This window comes from Variovorax sp. Soil_C_39 (assembly GCF_057656815.1).
Genome location: NZ_JBDGJQ010000007.1, coordinates 137613 through 158263, shown reverse-complemented (window position 1 = coordinate 158263; position 20651 = coordinate 137613). Strand labels below are relative to the sequence as shown.

The window sequence follows — 20651 nt, the reverse complement described above, 5'->3', positions numbered from 1 at the left end:
TTCACTCCCTGCGCAGCCAGCCGCCGAATGCGCGGCTCAGCAAGCCTTCGCTGCGCGCGGCGCTCTTGAGTTGTGCGAGCGGCACGCGCAGCGTCTCGGCGCTGTCGGCTTCGTCGAGTCCCGCATGCGCCGTGGCCGCGATCTGGCCCAGGTTCTCGAACAGGTAGCGGCGCGAGGCCACGTGGTAGCCGAGCGTGCGCTCGGCCTGCTCGATGGCGCGCAGCACCAGCAGCGAGTCGCCGCCGAGATCGAAGAAGTTGTCGGTGGGCCGGATGTCGTTCACGTCGATGCCGATCACCGAGGCCCAGATCTGCGCGAGCTTGGCGTGCTCGGGGTTCAGCAGGATCTCCTCGACCTTGGTACCGGGCGCGGCGCCCTCGGACACCAGCGTCTTCGTCGGTTCGGCAGCCGCGAGCCGGCGCAGGTACAGCGCGCTGGGCGAGCCTTCTTCGGCCGCCAACGTGGCGAGCGTCGCCGCGGGCTGTTCGACCACGCGGTGCAGCACCTCGAGGTAGCGGTCGCGCAGCTGCGCACCGGTCTCGCGCAGGTAGATGTCTGCGTTGTAGATCAGCGCGCCCTCGAGCCCGTGCGGCTTGTCCATGAGCCACACGCCGATGTCGTCGGTGGCACCGCGCTGCATAAGGTGCAGCTGCCGGGTCTGCAGGCTGCCGAGCCGGCGTGCGCGGTCGCGTGCATCCTGGAACGAGAACATTGCCTGGTAGGGGCCGACCGAGCGGATGCGGCTGGCGAGCACGGGCTCGGCCATGAGGCGCTCGAAGGGCACCTGCTGGTAGTTCATCAGCGCCAGCAGCTCGCCCTTCACGTAGCGCATGAACTCGGGCAATGAAGCCGCTGCATCGACCGTGAGCGACACCGGCAGCACGTTGTTGAAGAAGCCCATCACATCCTCGGTCTCGGGCTGCTGGCGGCCGCGCACCGGGTTGGCGATGACGACGGTCTCCGAGCCGATGACGCGGCTCATGGTGAGCGCGTAGATGCCGAACGTCAGCATGCTGAGCGTCACGTCCATGTCGCGCGCTATCTTGCGCAGCTGCTGCGTGACCGCGAGGTCGACGCGGATCCACTGTGCACCGCCCTGGCCGCTCTTGCCCGCGCGGCGCGGCATGTCGGTGCGCGGCAGGCGCGGCATCGGTGCCTTGGCGAAGCGATCGAGCCAGAAGTCGAGCTGCGGCTGGAAGGCCGGCTCCTTCATCCAGCCGGCGAGCCACTCGGCATAGTCGCCGTGCGTGGTGGCGAGCGCGGGCAGGGTGTGCGTGCGCCCGCGTTCGGCCGCGTCGTAGATCGCCGACAACTCGCGCTGCAGCAGGTCGAAGGACCAGCCGTCCCAGACCAGGTGGTGCGGCACGAACAGGAACACGTGCTCGTGCTCGTCGAGCTGGAACACCGCCGCATGCATCATCGGCGCGCGGTGGATGTCGATCGGCTCGTCGGCGATCTCCTGCATGAGCTCGGCGAGTTCGGCCTCGCGCTGGTCGGCCGGCAGCTTGCGCAGGTCGATCACGGGCAGCGTGAAGTCGACCGATTCGGCGATCAGCTGCACCGGCCGGCCGGTGTCCGGATCGGTGCCCATGCGCGTGCGCAGCGCGGGCTGGCGGCGGATGATCTCCTTGAAGGCGGCGTCGAAGCGCGCGGCATCGAAGTTGCCGGTCAGGCGCTGTGCCGAGGGCGCGTTGTAGAGCGAGCGGCCCGGGTGCAGGTCTTCCATGAAGAGGATGCGCTCCTGCGCCGCCGTCAGCGGCGCCGTGGCGCGCTCGGGCCGGCAGGGCAGTGGCGCCTGGGTGCCGGCACCGGCGCGCTGCAGCCCGGCGATCACCACGGCCAGCCGTTCGGCCGTGGGCGCCTCGAACAGCGCGCGCAGCGGCAGCGTGACCTGGAACTCGCGGCCCAGCAGCGTCGTCAGGCGCGACGCCAGCAGCGAATGGCCGCCCATGGTGAAGAAGTCGTCCTGCATGTCGAGGCCGGGCAGGCTCAGCACCTTCTCCATCGTCTCGAGCACCTTGCGCTCGCAGTCGTTGCGCGGGCCGGCGCCGCGCCGCACCTCTTCGCGCGCAGCCGCCTGCGGCGCCGGCAGCGCCACGCGGTCGACCTTGCCGTTGGGCAGCGTGGGCAGCGACTTGAGCGCCACCACGTGCTGCGGCAGCATGAAGGCCGGCAGGTTTTCACGCAGGTTCAGCATCAGCGCGTCGAGGCCGAAGTCGACGCCCGGCGTGAGCGCCAGGTAGGCCACCAGCCGCACATCGCCGGGGCTGTCCTCGCGCGCCACCACCACCGCGCGCGAGACGCCCGGCACCTCGACGCAGCGCGCCTCGATCTCGCCCGGCTCGATGCGGTAGCCGCGCACCTTGAGCTGGAAGTCGAGCCGGCCGAGGTGTTCGATCAGCCCGTCGTTGCGCCAGCGGCCGCGGTCGCCGCTGCGGTACACCGTCTTGGCATGGCCGAGGATGCGCACGTTCACGAAGCGTTCGGCCGTGAGTTCGGGGCGCTCGATGTAGCCATGAGCCAGGCCGTCGCCCGCGATGCAGATCTCGCCCGGCACGCCGATCGGGCAGGGCTGCATCGCTTCGTCGAGGATCCAGATTTCGGTGTTGTCCACCGGAAGGCCGATCGAGACGCCGCGCGCCGCGACCACCTCGGGATCCACGCGCCAGGCGGTGGAGTAGACCGTGGTCTCGGTCGGGCCGTAGCCGTTCCAGAGCTCGTCGATCCGCTCGCAGAGCGCGAGCGCAAAACTCGGCCGCAGGGCCTCGCCGCCCATCCAGCCGCGGAAGCCGGGCGCGCCGGGCCACTGCGCATCGACCAGCAGCTGCCACATGCCGGGCGTCGCCTGCAGGAAGGTGATGCCTTCGTCCTGCAGCAACCTGGACAGGCGCACGCCGTCCATCGCGAGCTCGCGCTGCACCATCACGATCTCGGCGCCAGCCGCGAGCGGCAGCAGCAGGTCGGGCACCGCCATGTCGAACGACAGCGTGGTCACCGCCGCGATGCGGTCGGCGCTCGACAAGGCCGAGCGGCGATGCATCCACTGCAGCAGCACGGCGACCGACAAGTGCCGGGCGCTCACGCCCTTGGGCAGGCCGGTGGAACCCGAGGTGTAGATCACGTAGACGCCATCGTCGGGGCCGGCGTCCTGGTCGCTGGGTTCGAGCGGCGCGCCGGATTCCTGCTGCCAGGCGTCGTCGCGGTCGAACTCGAACACCGGGGCGCCCGAACCGCGCGGTGCCATGGGCAGGTCAGACGTGGTCAGCAGCAAGCAGAGGCCTGCGTCCTGCGCATAGTGGTCGAGCCGCGCCTGCGGAAAGGCGGGATCGAGCGGCACGTAGGCAGCACCGGCCTTGAGCACGGCCACCAGAGCGATCATCATCTCGAGGCTGCGCTCGACGCACAGGCCCACGCGCCGGCCGCGGCCGACGCCGCGCGCACGCAGCGCGCGGGCGAGCCGGTTCGACTGCGCATCGAGTTCGGCATAGCTGCAGACGCGCGCACCGTCGCGCACGGCCGGGCTGTGGGGCTGCTGCGGCACGCGCGCGAGAAAGCCCGCGAGCGCATGCGGTGGAAGTGCCAGTTCGACGGGCAAGGGCTGCAGCGCGAGCAGCGCCTGGGTCGCTTCGGGCGACAGCACATCGAGCCGGCCGATGGTTTCGGCGGGGTTGCACACGGCCGAGCGCAGCAGGCACTCGTACATGTCGAGCCAGCGCGCGATGCTGGCATCGTCGAACAGGTCGGCGTTGTACTGAGCCTCGACCATCAGCCCGCCGTCGATCGGGCGCAGGTTGAGGAACAGCTCGAAGTTCTCGTAGCGGCGCGCGATGGTGTCCTGCACGACCTCGAGATCCTGGAAGGCCTGGGTGCCGCCCGCCACGTCGGGGTCGACGTTGAAGGCCACGCTCACCAGCGGCAAGCGGCTGGCATCGCGCTGCAGCGACAGCTTGCCGAGCAGCGCGCCATAGGTGAGCGCCTGGTGGTCGAAGGCGTCGAGCACGGTGGTGCTGCAGTCGCCCACGAGCGCATCGAAGCGCAACTGCCCGTGGGCGCTGAGCCTGAGCGGCAGCAGGTTGACGCAGTGGCCCACCAGCCCCGGCATATCGCGTGCCACCTGGCCCGAGGCCGGGATGCCGATCACGAGGTCGTCTTGCGCGGTGAGGCGGTACAGCGTCGCCGCGAAGCCGCCGAGCAGGCCGGCGAACAGGCTCGCACCGGCCTTCGCGCTCATCGAGCGCACGCCCGCGACCAGCTTGCGGTCGAGCAGGCGTTCGGCGCGCCGCGACGCAAAGGTGCGCACGGCGGGACGCGGGCGGTCGACCGGCAGTTCGAGCACCGGCAGCGTGCTGCCAGAGAAGCGCTCGAGCCAGTAGTCCACGTGCGGCTGCATGTCGGGGTGCGCGGCCTCGGCGGCTTCACGGGCGGCGAAATCGGAATAGCTCGGCGCGGCCTTGAGCGGCGGGCCGTTGCCAGTCTGCTCGGCATAGAGCTGGCCGAGCTGCTCGGCGATGACCATCCACGACCAGCCGTCGCAGACGACGTGGTGCGCCGACATGACGAGCTCATGCTCGGTCTCGCCGAGCCGGTACAGCGCGGCGCGGAACAGCGGACCTTGCTCGAGCAGGAAGGGCGTGCAGACGGCTTCCTCGTGTGCGGCCTGCAGCGCTTCGGTGCGGGCCTCGGGCGGCAGGCCGCTCAGGTCGTGCCGGACGAGCCAGGTCTCGCCGCGCTGGCCCACGAGCATGCAGCTGCCGTCGGGCGAGATGGTGGCGCGCAGCGATTGATGGCGCTCGACCAGGCGTTCGATCGCGCAGGCCATGGCGTCGCCGTCGAGCGCGCCGCGAAGGCGCAGCAGCACCGATTCGTTGTAGGCGAGCGAGGCTTCGGTGCTCATGGTGGCACCGAGCCAGACTTCGCGCTGCGATTCCGTCGTGGGAATCACGCATTCGACGAAGCTGCTGGCGGCGGTGGGACGGAGAACGGCATTCATGCTGCGGCCTTTCCATGGAGGAGGGAGTTGCTGCCGGCGCCGGCGGCGTCGGGCACATACCAGAAGGGCTGACCATCGACGTCGCGGGCCAGGACGGAACCGTCTTCGTCTTGCGCCTTGCGGTAGTCGAAGCCCGTCACGACGCTGGCGCGGCGCGGCAGGAAGCCGGACTCCTGCATCTCGGCCACCGATTCCTTGAAGGCGCGCTGGATCAGCGCGATGTCCTCGGCGCTGTGCGCGCTGGTGAGGAAGCACGGGAAGTTGTCGAGGATGTGCACGCCGCGGCTGCGCATCATGGCGAAGAGCAGGTCCTGCAGCGGATGCTCCTCGAGCCAGCTCACGCGCCAGAGCGACGCGAAATGCCGCAGCGCGATGGGCGCGCCCACCTCGGCGCACCAGGCGGTGAGCTCGTCGGCCATGGCGGCGGTGTTGGTGGTCAGCGCGGATTGCAGCGCGGGGCCGCATTCCTTCAGGTGCAGCAGCGCGGCCTTGGAGGCGGCGAGTGCGAGCGGGTGCCGCACGAAGGTGCCGGCGAAGTAGGTCACGCCCACGCCGGGGATCGAGTCGTCGCCGTACGCCCAGGCCCCGCCGTCGAGCGCGTCCATGAAGCTGCGCTTGCCCGCGATCACGCCCACCGGCATGCCGCCGCCGATGACCTTGCCGTAGGTCGCAAGGTCGGCGCGCACGCCGAACAGTTCCTGCGCGCCACCCAGGCCAACGCGAAAGCCGGTGATGACCTCGTCGAAGATCAGGCAGGCGCCGTGCTGCGCGGTGATGGCGCGCACCTGCTGCAGGAACTCGCGTGGCTGGAAGTCGGGCCGGCGGCTCTGCACCGGCTCGACCAGCACCGCGGCAAGGTCGTCGGCGTTCTCGCGGATGAAGGCCAGCGCCTCGTCGGAGCCGTAGTCGAGCACGCGGACGTCGCCGAACATGCCGCTCATCACGCCGGGTGCGGCCGACAGACCCTTGTGGCCCTTGCCGGCGCGCACCAGCACTTCGTCGAAGGTGCCGTGGTACGAGCCGGTGAACACGACCACGCTGCTGCGCCCGGTGACGGTGCGCGCGATGCGCAGCGCCGCCATCACCGCCTCGGAGCCGGTGTTGCAGAGCGCGGCGCGGTCATTGCCCGTGAGTTCGCAGACGAGCGCCGTGACCTCGGCCGCAAGCGGATGCTGCGGCCCGATCTCGTAGCCGGCGTCGAGCTGGCGGCGCACCGCCTCGAGCACGAAGTCGGGCTGCCAGCCGAACATGTTCATGCCGAAGCCGTTGAGCACGTCGACGTATTCGTTGCCGTCGATGTCCCAGAGCTTCGAGCCCTTGGAGCGCTCGACCACGATCTGGTAGGTGATCTCCTTGGTCATCGGGCGGAAGCCGTTGACCACGCGCGGATCGGCCATGTGGGGGCGGTGGGTCTCGGTGAACGCCTTGCTCTTCTGCGTGCGCGCCACGTAGCGCCGCACGAAGGCCGCGAGCCGCGCCTTCTGGCGGCCGCTCGGCTCGGCGGTGCGCTGCGTGTGGATGCGCGCGATGGCGCCGAAGGCCTTGGCGACGTCGTAGCGCTGCGCTTCCTTCGGGGGCGCGGACGGGGCTTCGTCGGCGGCGGCTGGCGCGTGCGCTTGCGCGGCTTCGACCGGCATGGCCGCGGCGGCCACGGCCGACACCGCACCTGCGCCCGACAGCAGCGCGAGCTGCTGGCGCATCAGTTCCATCTGCTGCGCGACCAGTTGCGCGATCGGCGAGCCGGCCGCCAGGTCGATCGCCTGGGCTGGCGGCGTGGCCGGCGGCAGGGGCGCGGCGAGCGCAGAGGCCGCGGCCGGGGCGGGGGCAGCCACCACGGGCACGGCCTCGACCGGCAGGCTCTGGCGCAGGAACGCGGCGAGCGTGTCGAAGCTGCGGTAGTTCTCCATGAGCTGGCGAAAACTCACGCCGACCTTGAAGTGCTTCTTGATCTGCGTCGCGACCTGGGTCAGCGTCAGCGAGTCGAGGCCGAGTTCACCAAAGGCAGCCTGGCCTTCGGCCTGGGCCATGTCGACGCCCGAGATGTCTTCGAACAGCGCGCGCAGGCGCGCATCGATGGATGCGGCGAGCGCCTCCGAGGGCGCTGAGGCAGGGGTGATGGGTGGCGGGGACGCAGCAGCGGTCACGTTCGGCTCCTGGAACAAGGTGGGTGGGGCGGAGGAAAAGAGGGGGGAGGCAAGCGCAGGCGGTGCAGCGGCCGGCGCGGCCACCGCATTCGCTGCGGTGGTTGCGATGTCGACCCAGAAACGCTTGCGTTCGAAGGGATAGGTGGGAAGGCGCACGCGCTGTGCGCCGGCGCGCACGGCGAGCCGCGACACTTCGAGCTCGGTGCCGCAGGTCCACAGCCGCGCCAGCGCGAGCCGCAGCGTGCGGCACTCGTCGGCCGGCTCGCCGTGCAGCAGCGACATCGCCTCGCGGGCGCCGTGCTGGCGCGCCAGCGTGGCGAGCGTGTTGCGCGGGCCGACCTCGATGAAGAGCGGCCGCGCCGCATCGGCCATGGCGCTCTGCACCGCGGGCGAGAACTGCACGGTGCCGCGCAGGTGGCGTGCCCAGTAGGCGGGGCTGGTGGCCTCGGCGTCTTCGAGGCGGCGGCCCGTGAGCGTCGAGTAGATCGGGAGCGTGGGCGGTTGCAGCGCCACGTCGCGCACCAGCGCCTCGAACGGGGCCACGGCGGCGTCCATCATCGATGAATGGAAGGCGTGAGAGGTTTGCAGCAGGCGGCTCCCGATGTCTTCTTCCTGCAGCGAGAGGCGCAGCGTCTCGATGGCCTCGGAAGGCCCGGCCGCGACGCAGGCCGTCGGTCCGTTGACCGCCGCGAGCGAAAGCACGGGGCCGAGCCGGCGCGTGAGTTCGGCGGCGCCCAGGCGCACCGAGAGCATCGCGCCCGGGGGCTGCGCCTGCATCAGCGCGCCGCGGCGGGCCACGAGCCGTGCCGCATCTTCGAGCCGCATCACGCCGGCGATCACGGCGGCGACGAACTCGCCCACGCTGTGGCCGATCAACGCATGCGGCCGTGCGCCCAGCGAGAGCAGGCGGCGCGCCAGCGCGTACTCGATGGCGAAGAGGGCGGGCTGCGTGACCGACGTCGGCCGCAGCGCATCGGCATCGCCGCAGAAGATGCGCTCGCGCAGGTCGACGTCGAGCACGCCGGCGAAGGCCTTCAGGCAGGTGTCGAAGGCGGCGGCGAACACCGGGTCGTTCGCATGCAGCACGCGGCCCATGCCGACGTACTGCGCGCCCTGGCCCGGGAACAGCAGCACCGGCTGCGGCGCGCGCGCGTCAACCCGGCCGCTGGCCCGCCAGGGGCTGCCGTCGGCGCGCAGCGCGGCGATGGCCTCGGTCGTGTCGTGCGCGACGACTGCACGGCGAAAGGCATGGGCCTTGCGGCCGACGCCGAGCGTGTAGGCCACGTCGGCCAGCGGCAAGCCGGGCGTGGCCTCGAGGTGCGCCGCGAGCTGCTCGGTGGCCACGGCGAGCGCGGCTTCCGAGCGCGCCGAGAGCGGCAGAACCTGGGCACCGCGCGCGGCGCCCGAGGCGGGGCGCGGGGGTGCTTCCTCGACGACGACGTGCGCATTGGTGCCGCCCACGCCGAAGGCGCTGACGCCGGCGCGCCGCGGCTGGCCCGCCGTGCGCGGCCAGCGCTGCAGGCTCGGCGTGACGTGGAACGGCGTGCGCGCGAAGTCGATGGCCGGGTTGGGTTCGCTGTAGTGCGCGGTCGGCGGTATCAGCTCGTGGTGCAGCGCGAGCGCGGTCTTGATCAGGCCGGCGGCGCCCGCGGCCGTGACCATGTGGCCGACGTTGCTCTTGAGCGAGCCGAGCGTGCAGTAGCCGAGCGCATCGGTGTGCTCGGCATAGGCGCAGGTGAGCGCCTCGACCTCGACCGGGTCGCCCATCGGCGTGGCGGTGCCGTGCGCCTCGACGTACGAGATGCTGCGCGCGTCGACCTCGGCCGCCGCGAGCGCGGCGCGGATCACCGCCGCCTGCCCGTCGACGCTGGGCGCGGTGAAGCTGGCCTTGGCGCCGCCGTCGTTGTTGACGCAGGCGCTGCGCAGCACCGCATAGACCGTGTCGCCGTCGGCTTGCGCATCGGCCAGGCGCTTGAGCAGCACCACCGCGGCGCCGTCGCTGAAGACGGTGCCCTGCGCCTTCGCGTCGAAGCTGCGCGTGTGGCCGTCGGGCGAGAGCATCGAGCCCTCGTTGTAGAGGTAGCCGCTGCGCGGCGGGCAGGTGACCGACGCGCCGCCCGCGAGCGCCATGTAGCACTGGCCGGTGCGCAGCGCCTGGAAGGCCTGCGCCACCGCCACCAGCGAGGTGGAGCACGCGGTGTGGATGCTGACCGCCGGGCCGGTGAGGTTGAGCCGGTTGGCGACCCGCGTGGTGATGTAGTCCTTCTCGTTGGCCAGCATCACCTGGAACTCGCCGACCGCCTCGACCAGGTCGGGCCGGGTGGCGACGTGGCGCTGGAAGTAGCTGGCGTTGTACATGCCCGCGTACACACCCACCGGGCCGGGCGCGTCGTCGGGCACATAGCCTGCGCGCTCGAGGCATTCCCAGCAGATCTCGAGGAACACGCGCTGCTGCGGGTCCATCAGCGCGGCTTCCTTCGGGCCGATGCCGAAGAAGGCGGCGTCGAAGTTCTCGATGCCCTCGATCACGCCGCGCGCCCGCACATAGGCCGGGTCGCGCCGCAGCGCCTCGCTCACGCCCGCATCGAGCGTCTCGTCGTCGAAGAAGCTGATGGTGTCGCGGCCCGCGACGAGGTTGTCCCAGAACTGCTCGACGTCCGCCGCACCGGGAAAGCGGCCGGCGGTGCCGATGAGTGCGATGGCGTCGGTCATCCCGGCGGGGGCTGCGGCCGGGGCTGGCGTGGCGGGTACCAGGGCCTGCGCCTCGGCCGCTGGAGCCTCGAGCTCGGCCGCGATCGCGCCCGGCGTGGGATGGCGGAAGAAAAGGTTGGTCGACAGCCTGAGCCCGCCTTCGCGCTGCAGCTCGGCCAACACCTGCAGCACCCGCACCGAGTCGCCGCCGAGGTCGAAGAAGTTGTCGTTGCGGCCGACCTTGTCGATGTGCAGGGCATGCGCGAAGGCATCGCACACGCGCTGCTCGGCGGCGCTGCGCGCTTCTTCGAAGGGCTGCGCGAGTTCGGGCCGCTCGACCGCGGGTTCGGGCAGCGCCTTGCGGTCCAGCTTGCCGTTGGGCGTGACCGGCAGCTGCGCGAGCCAGACCTGGGCCGAGGGCAGCAGCGCCGCCGGCAGGCGTGCAGCGAGGTGGGCTCGCAGTGCCTCCCACGACAGCCGCTGCGAGCGCGCGACCAGGTAGGCCACGAGGCGCAGCTGACCTTGGGCATCGGGCCGCGCGACGACCGCGCAGCTCTGGATGGCGGGATGCGAGAGGATCGCCGTCTCGACCTCACCGAGCTCGATGCGGTGGCCGTGGATCTTGACCTGCCCGTCGCGCCGGCCGATGAATTCGAGCGTGCCGTCGGGCAGCCAGCGCGCGAGGTCGCCGGTGCGGTAGAGGCGCTCGCCGGGCGCGCCGAATGGGTCGGGCACGAAGCGCTCCTGCGTCAGCGCGGGCTGCCCGAGGTAGCCGCGCGCCAGGCCGTGGCCGCCGATGCAGAGCTCGCCCACGAAGCCGGCCGGTAGCAGCGCCATCGACGGGCTCAGCACGCGCAGCACCGTGTCGGTGATCGGGCGGCCGAGCGGCACCGAGCGAAGGTCGCTCGGCAGCGCCGCCGGAATGCGGTGCGTGGCCGCGAAGGTGGTGCATTCGGTGGGCCCGTAGCCGTTGCTGAGCACCAGGCCCGGGAGCGCCGCGAGCGCGCGCCGCACATGCGGCACCGACAGCGCTTCGCCGCCCGTGAGCAGGTGCGAGAGGCCCGCGAGATGCGCCGGGTCTTCGTCGATCACCGCGTTGAAGAGCGCCGCCGTCAGCCAGGCGGTGTGGATGCCGTGTGCCGCGATGGTCTGCGCGAGGCCGGCACCCGTGGGCACGCGCTCGCCGTGCACCACGCAGCAGCCGCCGTTGAGCAGCGGGCCCCAGATCTCGAAGGTGGCCGCATCGAAGGCGAGCGGCGCGGCATGCAGAACCGCGCGGCCCGGCGCCAGCTCGGCATAGTCCGCACCGACGACCAGGCGCAGGATAGCGCGGTGGCCGATCTCGGTGCCCTTGGGCGTGCCGGTGGAGCCCGAGGTGTACATGACGTAGGCGATCGATTCGCCGTCGATCGCGGGCGTCTTCCACGGGGCGAGGCCTTCGGCGGCGTCGGTGCCCTCGCTGCCGTCGAAGGTCAGCACGGCGTTGGTGGCGGGCACCAGGTGGCGCCAGTCCGGCGCTCCGATCAGCACCAGCCGCGCGCCGGCCTCGTCGAGCATGTGCGCGATGCGTTCGAGCGGGAAGTCCGGCGAGACCGGCACGTAGGCCGCGCCGGCCTTGAGGATGCCGAGCTGCGCCACCACCGCCGCGATCGAGCGGTCGAGCAGCAGCCCGACGCTGTCGCCCGCCTGCACGCCCAGGTGCTGCAGGCGATGTGCGAGCCGGTCCGAGCGCCGGGCGAGTTCGGCATAGCTCATGCGCTCGTCGCCCTGCGCCAGCGCCACCGCGTCTGGCGTGGCCGCGGCCTGGCGCGCGAAACGGGTCGCCACGGTGAGGCGCGGATCGAGCGGCGCGGGGGCGGTGTTCCAGGTGCGCAACTGCTGCTCGCGGTCGGCGGGAGGCAGGGTATCGATGTCGCCAAGGGGCGCGTCGGGACGCGCGAGCAATTTGTCGGCGGTGTGTGCGATGGCGGCGAGCAATTGCGTGGCCGATGCCGCGTCGAGCAGGCCTGCGGCCGCATCGAGGCGAAGGCATGGCGGCTCGGCCTCGGCGTCGAGCCAGAGCGAGAGCGGTACCTGGGCACAGGATTGGTCGGGGCGGCCACGAACCCAGAGCGCGGTGGGCGGCGAGGCTGGCGCGCTTGCCACGCCCGGCTCGCGCCGCTGCCGATCGATTGCAGCGAGCCAGCTGCCCGCGGGCTGGGCTGGATCGAACGCCGCCTCGGCGGTGGCGAGGCCTGCGGCCGCTTCCGCGCCCGGGAGCATTTCGTGCAGCACCGGCCGCTCTGCGCCGAGCCAGCGTGCCTGCAGCAGCAGCCAGGCCGCGGCAAGGGGCGTATCGAGCGTGTGTCCGGCGGCTACACGCTGTTGCAATCCCGGATGTGCGCCATCTCCCGCGAGCGCCAATGCGCTTTCGACGCGGTCCTCTGAAAGCTTCCTATTGAGGGGGGAAACGAAGAGGTCACCCAATGAAAGCGGGTGGATTTCGATTTGAGCCCGGGAAGCATTCTGGAGTTTCATGAAGAAGGCCTGGATCGGAAAATGGGTACCAATAACGCGGTCAGGAAAGCGCTATTGATGAGCGGGAAGGGCGGGTAGTACGTTTGGTCATATTTGGGTTGGCGATCCTATGGGTTTTGCCCCGCGGGGTGGGTGCGCATGTTCGCCAAGTTACAGTGTCGAATCGAACGTTACAAAGGAGTACTACCGGATATCGCCTGAACGGGGTAGCCATCGCCAACCTCACGCACTGCGGTACCTGAAAAAAAAGGGGGTCCCAACGGATCGCCTGGGTCCAATGTAGAAATCACAGGCTGTTCCTGCATGGGCGCTGCGCCCCCTTTTGAGGGGAGACAAGCGTCCCGCCGATTGCGCTGGTACCCATGACAAAGAGCCTGCCTCGGCCACGCGGAACTGGCGTACAACGCGCGCGCGTCGGGGTGAGCCGTGGCGTGCTCCGGCGGGCTGCACGGCCTGGCTCCTGTGCGCAGTGGCTCTGGCGCGACACCGGCAAGGACGAGAACTTTGGGTCTAGGGGGTTCTGGGTAGGACGCCGCTGTTTTTAATTTGACGGGCTTGTAACCGGATCAAAAATCACCCGCTAAAACTTCGAAGGCATGTAATTCTTGCGAAATTGTTGCCATTGCCGTCCCTCTTTCGAAGGAATCAAAATGTTTGGCGAAATCCTATTGCCTGATGTGAGACTGAAGCACTTCGGAACGTACTTCGAATGGGGGTCAACCCGACAGAGCGAGGCGATACATGCCAATGCCACGTATTTTGGGAACCTGGAATGGGCCCAGGAGTACCTGGATTTCTGCCACCGCGACGCACATTTCAGGAGCCGATGGCTCGCAGCGGCGGGCGACTGGACCGACAAGGTCGTGATCGATCTCGGCTGTGGGCCGGGCAATATTTTTGCGACGCTGGGTGGAAAACCACGCCTGCTGGTCGGTGTCGACGTGGCGCCCGGCTCATTGGAATTGGCGTCCAAATTGGGCTATACCGCGGTGCTCGCCGATGCCGCGCACACGCCATTTCGCTCGCAAGTGGCCGATATCGTGGCCATCAATGCGTCGCTGCACCACTGCGACGACATGGCCGCCGTGCTGCGCGAAGCCGCGCGGCTCGTCAAGCCGAATGGCGTGCTCGTGACCGATCACGATCCGCAGCTCAGCGCATGGGATTACAAGGGTCTGGCGAAGCTGATGTGGGATGCGCGGCTGTGGGTTTACCGCGCCACGCGGCACGGCTTTCACAAGACCGGCAGCCAGCAGTCGTGGGGGCTGCGCACCGAGGTGCATCACCAGCCCGGCGACGGCGTCACGCACGAGTTCTTCCGCTCCACGCTCGAGCCGCTCGATTTCGACGTGCGCGTCTATGCACACAACCACCAGGTCGGCGCCGAGGCGCTGAGTGGCGTGGTTGGCCCGGCGCAATTGAAGTACCGCATCGGCAATGTGCTGTCGGGACGCCAGCCTTCAGCGGCGACCAGTGCGCTGTCGCTGATGTGCGTGGCCACGCGGCGCGGTGAGGCGCAGGCGCCATCGCCCGGGTGAACCGCAATGAGCCAATGAACGAATAAACAGACCGCCGAAGGAGAAAACAAGATGCTCGCCAACCTGCAGCCGATGACCCCCAGCGCCTACCGGCGCAAGTTCCTGGACAACCAGGACGAGAACCTCTTCATGGGCTCGTTCGATAGCTTTGCCGATGCCGAGGCCGGTGCGCCCGAGTCGAAGCCGGTGGGCTACGACAACGCCGAGGCCGCCTGGGAGGTGTACAGCCACCAGATCTACTTCTGGGACTATCCCGGCCTGTTCTGGCTCTCGCGTTCGGTCGATGCGGGCATGCGGCGCGTGTTTGATCTGGGCGGCCACGTCGGCATCAAGTACTACGCCTTCAAGCGCGTGCTGCCGTACCCCGGCGGCCTGCACTGGACCGTGTGCGACGTGCCAGGCGTGGTGCAGACCGGCCGCGAGCTCGCAGTGCGGCGCGAGGCCACCGCGCAACTGGACTTCACCACCGACTACCGCGAGGCGAGCGGCTGCGACGTGCTGTACGTGTCGGGCAGCCTGCAGTACCTGCCGATCGGCATCGGCGAGATCCTCGGCGCGCTCGAGAGCAAGCCGAAGCGCATCGTGATGAACACCACCGCGGTCCATCCCGAGCGCACGATCTACACGCTCAACAGCATCGGCTTCGCGGTGTGCCCGTACCGCATCCAGCACGACGAGGAACTCTGGGCCGAACTGCGCCAGGCGGGCTACAAGCGCCGCGACGCCTGGCGCAACGAGGGCAAGCCCATCGAGGTGCCTTTCGTCGAGGGTGGCGACAAGCCGTACTACGCGGGCTGTTGCTTCGACCTGGCGGGTTGAAGCCCGCCAGCGCCGTAGCGGGGCGGCTCAGGCAGTCGGCTGCGGCATGCGTTCGATCTTCGGCAGCGCCGGATCGAGAAAATCCCATGCGTGCCCGCGCACCGCGTAGGTGACCACCTGCGGCCGATAGCGCGAGGGATCGTCGAGGCTCGCCGCATGCACGGCGATGTTGCCCGGCATGGCCGCGAAGGTCACATACACGGGCGAGCCGCAGGTCGGGCAGAACGCGCGCGTCTTCACGTTGCCGCTGTCGGCCACCGCATCCCACAGCGTCGCTTCGCCGCTGAGGCTGGCGCTTGCGCGGTCGAACGAGAGGTACGAGTTGTGGCCGCTGCCGCTCATGTGCTGGCAGTCGAGGCACTGGCAGTCGTTCTGAAAGATCGGCTCGCCGGTGATCTCGTAGCGGATCGCGCCGCAGGCGCAGCCGCCGGTGTAGGGGGAGGGCATGGCTTGTTTCCTTTTCAGCTCGTTCATTGCGTCGATGTCCGGCGCGTTGATCGCCGGGCGGTAATGCGCAATCTAGTTGGAGCGAGGCGCAAAGGGGGAGTAACAAGACCGTCGCGAATGGGGCGACGTCAGGCGCGAGTGGATGCGGGCGGTGGAGGATCGAATGGCGCGCGGGCGCTGATCCGGTTCAGTCGCCAGCGGGCGGACTGAATGGAGCGGGTGAAGGGAATCGAACCCTCGTATGAAGCTTGGGAAGCTGCCGTTCTACCATTGAACTACACCCGCAGCAGGCGCGGATTCTAACGTGTCTCCTCGGACATACCGACCGCCCTCGCCGCATTCGGACCCCGCGGCCAAGGCTGCTTCTGTTCGAGAACTCGTGAAAAATTGCGCGGTACGGCCAAGACTGTTAACAAAGCGGCCCCGGCGCAGCGAGCAGATTGCGTATCGTCTGGCGATGCCGTCCGACTACCTGCAAAAAATCCAGCGCGCCGAATTTCCGCTGCGGATCCAGGACCCCGCAGATATCGCTTGCGTCGCCGAGTTGCTTTCTGCAGGCCTCATCGATGGTTCCCTCGAGCATTCGCCCGCCGCTGGCGGCATGCCTCCGAGGCTCGCCGTCGTGCGGCGGATCACGCCCCTGGGCTGGTTCGATCTGATGCGTGCGCCGTGCACACCAAGCGCTGAGCGTTGCTGAGCCGTCGGCCCTCAAACCGGCCCATGCACAGCCCGCCAATGCCGTCCCGCCGGCCCATGCGCCGTCTCCCCATAGGCGTCGCCCATCGTCGCGCACAACTCGGCCACGCCGTGCGCGAAGTCGATGTGCGCCTGGTCGAGCGGCTCGCCGGCGTGGATGATGCCGAGCTCGGCCGCCAGCGCGGTGAAGTCGGCCTCGAAGTTGCGTGCGAGCTGCTCGGGTTCGGGCGTGTTCTCGAAGTGCAGGCGGGCCACCTCGGCCGGCGAGCGGTCGCCCACCACGCGCACGAGCGTCAGGCCCTGGTCGATCAGGAACTCGTGGTCGGCGCGCCCGCCAGCCAGGCGCGTCCATTCGGCGGCGAACATCGACGCCCATTCCAGGCTGGCGTTGCGCGGGATGAAGTCAGGCATGGCAGTTCCCAATATATAGTCCAAAAGTATACGTAAATTGACCGGTGTCCGGTGGGTATTCCAGGGGAGAAAGCGCAGCAGAGAACGGCATGGCGGGTGCGCGTCAGCGAAGGAACACATGCGTCATGAGCTGCCTGATCGGGTACTGGACCACTGTCTGCACGCGGGCTGGAAGTTCGAGCGGGCGCATCAGCATCTTGAGCGTCGCGCCCGCGCTCAGGTGGGTGCGGATGCTGCGGTTCATGCGCCGGCTGAGCCGCTCGATGTAGGCGGCGTCGCCCGCACGCTCGGGCGCCCGCGCGCGCGCCGCATGGCGCACGGCACAGTCGGCGTCCTCGCTCTTGAGCTCGAGGGTGCGGCGGCCGATGGTGCGCAGCACGCGGAGCCGGCCGAGCCCTTCCTGCGCGCGGTAGCGGCGGAAGAAGCGGTCGAAATGCTTGTAGTGGCTGACCTCGTCGCCCGCGATCCGGTTCGCAAGATCGCGCAGCGGGAGAAGTCCAGGTCCTCGACCTGCCAGTGTGCCGCCTCATGACCCGCCATGCACGCTCCTTGATCGACTCGATGTCAGCCGGGAATGGATAGGACGAAGCCGGGCGCGTTTGGTTCCGCCGCTGTGTTCAGGGCGCTGCCGTGCCAAGCGCAGCGGCCAGCACGTCGGCGAGGCCGCGGCCGGCGCTGCCGTCCGCATCGAGGCGCGGGTTGTAGATGGTGATCTCGATGCCGGCGGCCTTGCCGCTCGCCAGGGCAACCCGAAGCGCGGTCTCCAGCTCCTTCCAGGACAACCCGCCCGGCACGCGGAAATCGACGGCCGGCATGATCGCGTCTTCGAGGCAATCGGCGTCGAGATGGATGAAGAAGCCGTCCAGTTCCTCTCGCGTCAGGTGCGCGACCGCTTCGCGTGCAGCAGCCTCGATGCCCATCGCACGCACGGCGGGAAGGTCTATCGCCTTGAGCGCCTCGGGGAGTGGCTGGCTTCCGTACGCTGCCTGGTCCTCGTGATCGCGGTACGCGAAGGCCACGGCGTCTTCGGGACGGACCAGAGGACCGCGGCCTTCGAGGCCGGTCAGTTGCGGCGGGCCGTGGCCGGTGACGAGCGCAAGGTCCATCGAGGCGCCTTCGCCATTCGGTTCCGCCTCGGGCTGGAAGAAGTCGGCGTTGCCGTCGATGAAGAAAAGCCCATATCGGCCGCGCCGCCGAAACGCGAGCATCGAGCCCAGCAGGATCGTGCAATCGCCGCCCAGCACGACCGGGAATTCGCCCGCGTCGAGCACCGCTTTCACCGCGTCGGCGAGCACGGGCGACCATGCCGCGATGGCTGGGGCATTGAGGATGCCGGTCTCTTGGTCGGGCACAGGGTGCTTCGGTGGCACCGCCAGCCGCCCGGCGCGGCGCGCACCGATGCGCCTTGCAAGGTCGTGCCCCAGGAGCCGGTCGGGCAGGCGTTCCACGCCGTTCGTCGCCAGCCCCAGCGTGGAAGGGGCTTCGAGAATCGCAAAGGAAAGGATCGGCATGAGCACCTCCGTTGGCGGCTGCCTTGCGGAACAAGTCACTGCAACCATTCTGTGACCATCCGGCCCAGGGCGAAACGCTTCGACCTGTCGTCCGCGAGGCTGCTCTGCGCGCGCCTGCCGGGGACAGTGGCCAAACCTATAATCGCCGGTCCAGCAAATCAAGCAGCCGGGCCGGTTCGCCGCAGTGGGTTCGACACGGGGTCGCCATCGCCGCGCCGCCCCGACGGAAGACGACGAACCCAAAGATGAGCCAGCCCACAATCACGGTCGCGGACATCCGCAAGACCTTTCTCGATTTCTTCGCCTCCAAGGGCCACACGGTGGTGCCTTCGAGCTCGCTGGTGCCGGGCAACGACCCGACGCTCATGTTCACGAACTCGGGCATGGTTCAGTTCAAGGACGTGTTCCTCGGCGAAGACAAGCGCCCCTACGTGCGCGCGGCCTCGGTCCAGGCCTGCCTGCGCGCCGGCGGCAAGCACAACGACCTCGAGAACGTGGGCTACACCGCGCGCCACCACACCTTCTTCGAGATGCTGGGCAACTGGAGCTTCGGCGACTACTTCAAGCGCGATTCGCTCAAGTGGGCGTTCGAGCTGCTGACGCAGGTCTACAAGCTGCCGGCCGAAAAGCTCTGGGCCACGGTCTACATCGAGGACGACGAGGCCTACGACATCTGGACCAAGGAAATCGGCCTGCCGCCCGAGCGCGTGGTGCGCATCGGCGACAACAAGGGCGGACGCTACATGTCCGACAACTTCTGGATGATGGCCGACACCGGCCCGTGCGGCCCGTGCTCCGAGATCTTCTACGACCACGGCCCCGAGATTCCCGGCGGCCCGCCCGGCAGCCCGGATGAAGACGGCGACCGCTACATCGAGATCTGGAACAACGTGTTCATGCAGTTCGACATGCAGCCCGACGGCTCCGTGAAGAAGCTGCCCGCGCCCTGCGTCGACACCGGCATGGGCCTTGAGCGCCTGGCCGCGATCCTGCAGCACGTGCACAGCAACTACGAGATCGACATCTTCGATGCGCTCATCAAGGCGGCCGCACGCGAGACCGGCGAGCAAGACCTCGCCAACAACTCGCTCAGGGTGATTGCCGACCACATCCGCGCCACATCGTTCCTGGTGGCCGACGGCGTGATCCCGTCGAACGAGGGCCGCGGCTACGTGCAGCGCCGCATCATCCGGCGCGCGATCCGCCACGGCTACAAGCTCGGGCAGAAGAAGCCGTTCTTCCACAAGCTGGTGGCCGACCTGGCCAGGCTCATGGGCGACGCGTACCCCAAGCTCGTGGCCGACGAGAAGCGCATCACCGACACGCTCAAGGCCGAGGAAGAGCGCTTCTTCGAGACGCTTGCCAACGGCATGGAGATCCTCGACGCGGCGCTCGCTGGCGATGCGAAGACGCTGCCGGGCGAGGTGGCCTTCAAGCTGCACGACACCTACGGCTTTCCGCTCGACCTGTCGGCCGACGTGTGCCGCGAGCGCGGCGTGAGCGTGGACGAGGCCGGCTTCAACGCGGCCATGGAAAAGCAGAAGGCCGCAGGCCGCGCCGCAGGCAAGTTCAAGATGGACCGCAACGTCGAATACGGCGGCGCCGGCAACGTCTTCACGGGCTACCAAAGCCTGGAAGAAAACGCCAAGGTCGTGGCGCTGTACTTCGAAGGCGCCCCGGTGCAGGAACTGAAAGAGGGCCAGGCCGGCATCGTGGTGCTCGACACCACGCCGTTCTATTCGGAAAGCGGCGGCCAGGTCGGCGACCAGGGCGTGCTCGTGGCCGAGGGCGTGCAGTTCGGCGTGGACGACACGCAGAAGATCAAGGCCGACGTGTTCGGCCACCACGGCACGCAGACGCAGGGCACGCTCAAGGTCGGCGACGCGGTGCGGGCCGCGGTCGACACCGCGCGCCGCGCCGCCACCATGCGCAACCACTCGGTCACGCACCTGATGCACAAGGCGCTGCGCGAGGTGCTGGGCACGCACGTGCAGCAGAAGGGCTCGCTGGTCGATGCCGACAAGACCCGGTTCGACTTCGCGCACAACGCGGCCGTCACGCACGCGCAGATCCTCGAGATCGAGCAGCGCGTCAACGCCGAGATCCTGGCCAACACCGAGACCCAGGCGCGCGTGATGGACATGGAAGCGGCGCAGAAGACCGGCGCGATGATGCTGTTCGGCGAGAAGTACGGCGAGACCGTGCGCGTGCTCGACATCGGCTCGAGCCGCGAGCTCTGCGGCGGCACGCACGTGGGCCGCACGGGCGACATCGGCCTGTTCAAGATCGTGAGCGAAGGCGGCGTGGCCGCCGGCGTGCGCCGCATCGAGGCGATCACCGGCGCCAACGCGCTCGCCTACACGCAGTCGCTCGAGGCCACGGTGCAGAGCGTGGCCGCCACGCTCAAGTCGCCGCCGGCCGAGCTGCAGGGCCGGCTCGCGCAGGTGCTCGAGCAGGTGAGGGCGCTCGAACGCGAAGTGGGCGCGCTCAAGGGCAAGCTCGCTTCGTCGAAGGGCGACGAGCTCGTGGCGCAGGCGGTCGACGTCAACGGCATCAAGGTGCTGGCCGCCAAGCTCGACGGCGCCGACGCCAAGACGCTGCGCGACACCATGGACAAGCTCAAGGACAAGCTCAAGACCGCCGCGATCGTGCTGGCCGCCGTCGACGGCGACAAGGTGCAGATCGCGGCCGGCGTCACGGCCGACAGCACCGGCAAGGTCAAGGCCGGCGAGCTGGTCAACTTCGTGGCCCAGCAGGTCGGCGGCAAGGGCGGCGGCAAGGCCGACATGGCCATGGCCGGCGGCACGAATGCAGCGGGGCTTGCAGCCGCGCTGCAATCGGTGCAGGCCTGGGTCGCCGAACGCACCTGAGGCCGCAGCAGCAGCAG

10 protein-coding genes and 1 tRNA gene are annotated in these 20651 nt (G+C 69.3%); 4 read left to right on the top strand and 7 right to left on the bottom strand.

Features of this window, described 5'->3' with window-relative positions:
* Position 1 precedes the first annotated feature (1 nt).
* Both AC3A6J_RS19040 and AC3A6J_RS19035 read right to left on the bottom strand, forming a co-directional pair.
* A complete protein-coding gene (locus tag AC3A6J_RS19040) occupies positions 2 to 4990 on the bottom strand; it encodes an amino acid adenylation domain-containing protein (RefSeq protein ID WP_487861540.1) in 4989 nt (1662 codons plus the stop codon).
* On the bottom strand, positions 4987 to 12342 hold the full coding sequence (locus AC3A6J_RS19035; protein WP_487861539.1) for a hybrid non-ribosomal peptide synthetase/type I polyketide synthase: 7356 nt from the start codon (positions 12340 to 12342) through the stop codon (positions 4987 to 4989). Before AC3A6J_RS19035 ends, AC3A6J_RS19040 begins: the two co-directional genes overlap by 4 nt.
* Positions 12343 to 12992: 650 nt before the next feature.
* Between AC3A6J_RS19035 and AC3A6J_RS19030 the strand changes: the two genes are divergently transcribed.
* Positions 12993 to 13880: a class I SAM-dependent methyltransferase gene (locus AC3A6J_RS19030; protein ID WP_487861538.1), complete on the top strand. Its 888-nt coding sequence runs from the start codon at positions 12993 to 12995 to the stop codon at positions 13878 to 13880.
* A gap of 51 nt (positions 13881 to 13931) precedes the next feature.
* Positions 13932 to 14699 carry a TIGR04325 family methyltransferase gene (locus AC3A6J_RS19025; RefSeq protein WP_487861537.1) on the top strand — a complete coding sequence of 256 codons (768 nt, stop codon included), beginning with the start codon at positions 13932 to 13934 and terminating at the stop codon, positions 14697 to 14699.
* Between the two features lie 27 nt (positions 14700 to 14726).
* Here AC3A6J_RS19025 and AC3A6J_RS19020 read toward each other — a convergent pair whose 3' ends face one another.
* Positions 14727 to 15146, bottom strand: coding sequence for a GFA family protein (locus tag AC3A6J_RS19020; RefSeq protein WP_487861536.1), 420 nt, complete (start codon positions 15144 to 15146; stop codon positions 14727 to 14729).
* Positions 15147 to 15357: 211 nt separating this feature from the next.
* Positions 15358 to 15431 (bottom strand) — tRNA-Gly (locus tag AC3A6J_RS19015).
* A 172-nt stretch (positions 15432 to 15603) separates the two neighbouring features.
* Between AC3A6J_RS19015 and AC3A6J_RS19010 the strand changes: the two genes are divergently transcribed.
* Complete coding sequence (locus AC3A6J_RS19010; protein ID WP_487861535.1) at positions 15604 to 15843, top strand: hypothetical protein; 240 nt, start codon at positions 15604 to 15606, stop codon at positions 15841 to 15843.
* 11 nt (positions 15844 to 15854) lie between these two features.
* On the opposite strand, the gene AC3A6J_RS19005 is transcribed toward AC3A6J_RS19010, so the two are convergent.
* The 3 genes from AC3A6J_RS19005 to AC3A6J_RS18995 all read right to left on the bottom strand — a co-directional run bounded on the left by AC3A6J_RS19005 (position 15855) and on the right by AC3A6J_RS18995 (position 17764).
* Positions 15855 to 16253 carry a hypothetical protein gene (locus tag AC3A6J_RS19005; RefSeq protein WP_487861534.1) on the bottom strand — a complete coding sequence of 133 codons (399 nt, stop codon included), beginning with the start codon at positions 16251 to 16253 and terminating at the stop codon, positions 15855 to 15857.
* Between the two features lie 103 nt (positions 16254 to 16356).
* Positions 16357 to 16632, bottom strand: coding sequence for a hypothetical protein (locus tag AC3A6J_RS19000; protein WP_487861533.1), 276 nt, complete (start codon positions 16630 to 16632; stop codon positions 16357 to 16359).
* Positions 16633 to 16870: 238 nt separating this feature from the next.
* Positions 16871 to 17764: an arginase family protein gene (locus tag AC3A6J_RS18995; protein WP_487861658.1), complete on the bottom strand. Its 894-nt coding sequence runs from the start codon at positions 17762 to 17764 to the stop codon at positions 16871 to 16873.
* A gap of 245 nt (positions 17765 to 18009) precedes the next feature.
* Between AC3A6J_RS18995 and alaS the strand changes: the two genes are divergently transcribed.
* Positions 18010 to 20634, top strand: coding sequence for an alanine--tRNA ligase (gene alaS / locus AC3A6J_RS18990; protein WP_487861532.1), 2625 nt, complete (start codon positions 18010 to 18012; stop codon positions 20632 to 20634).
* The last annotated feature ends 17 nt before the right edge of the window (positions 20635 to 20651 follow it).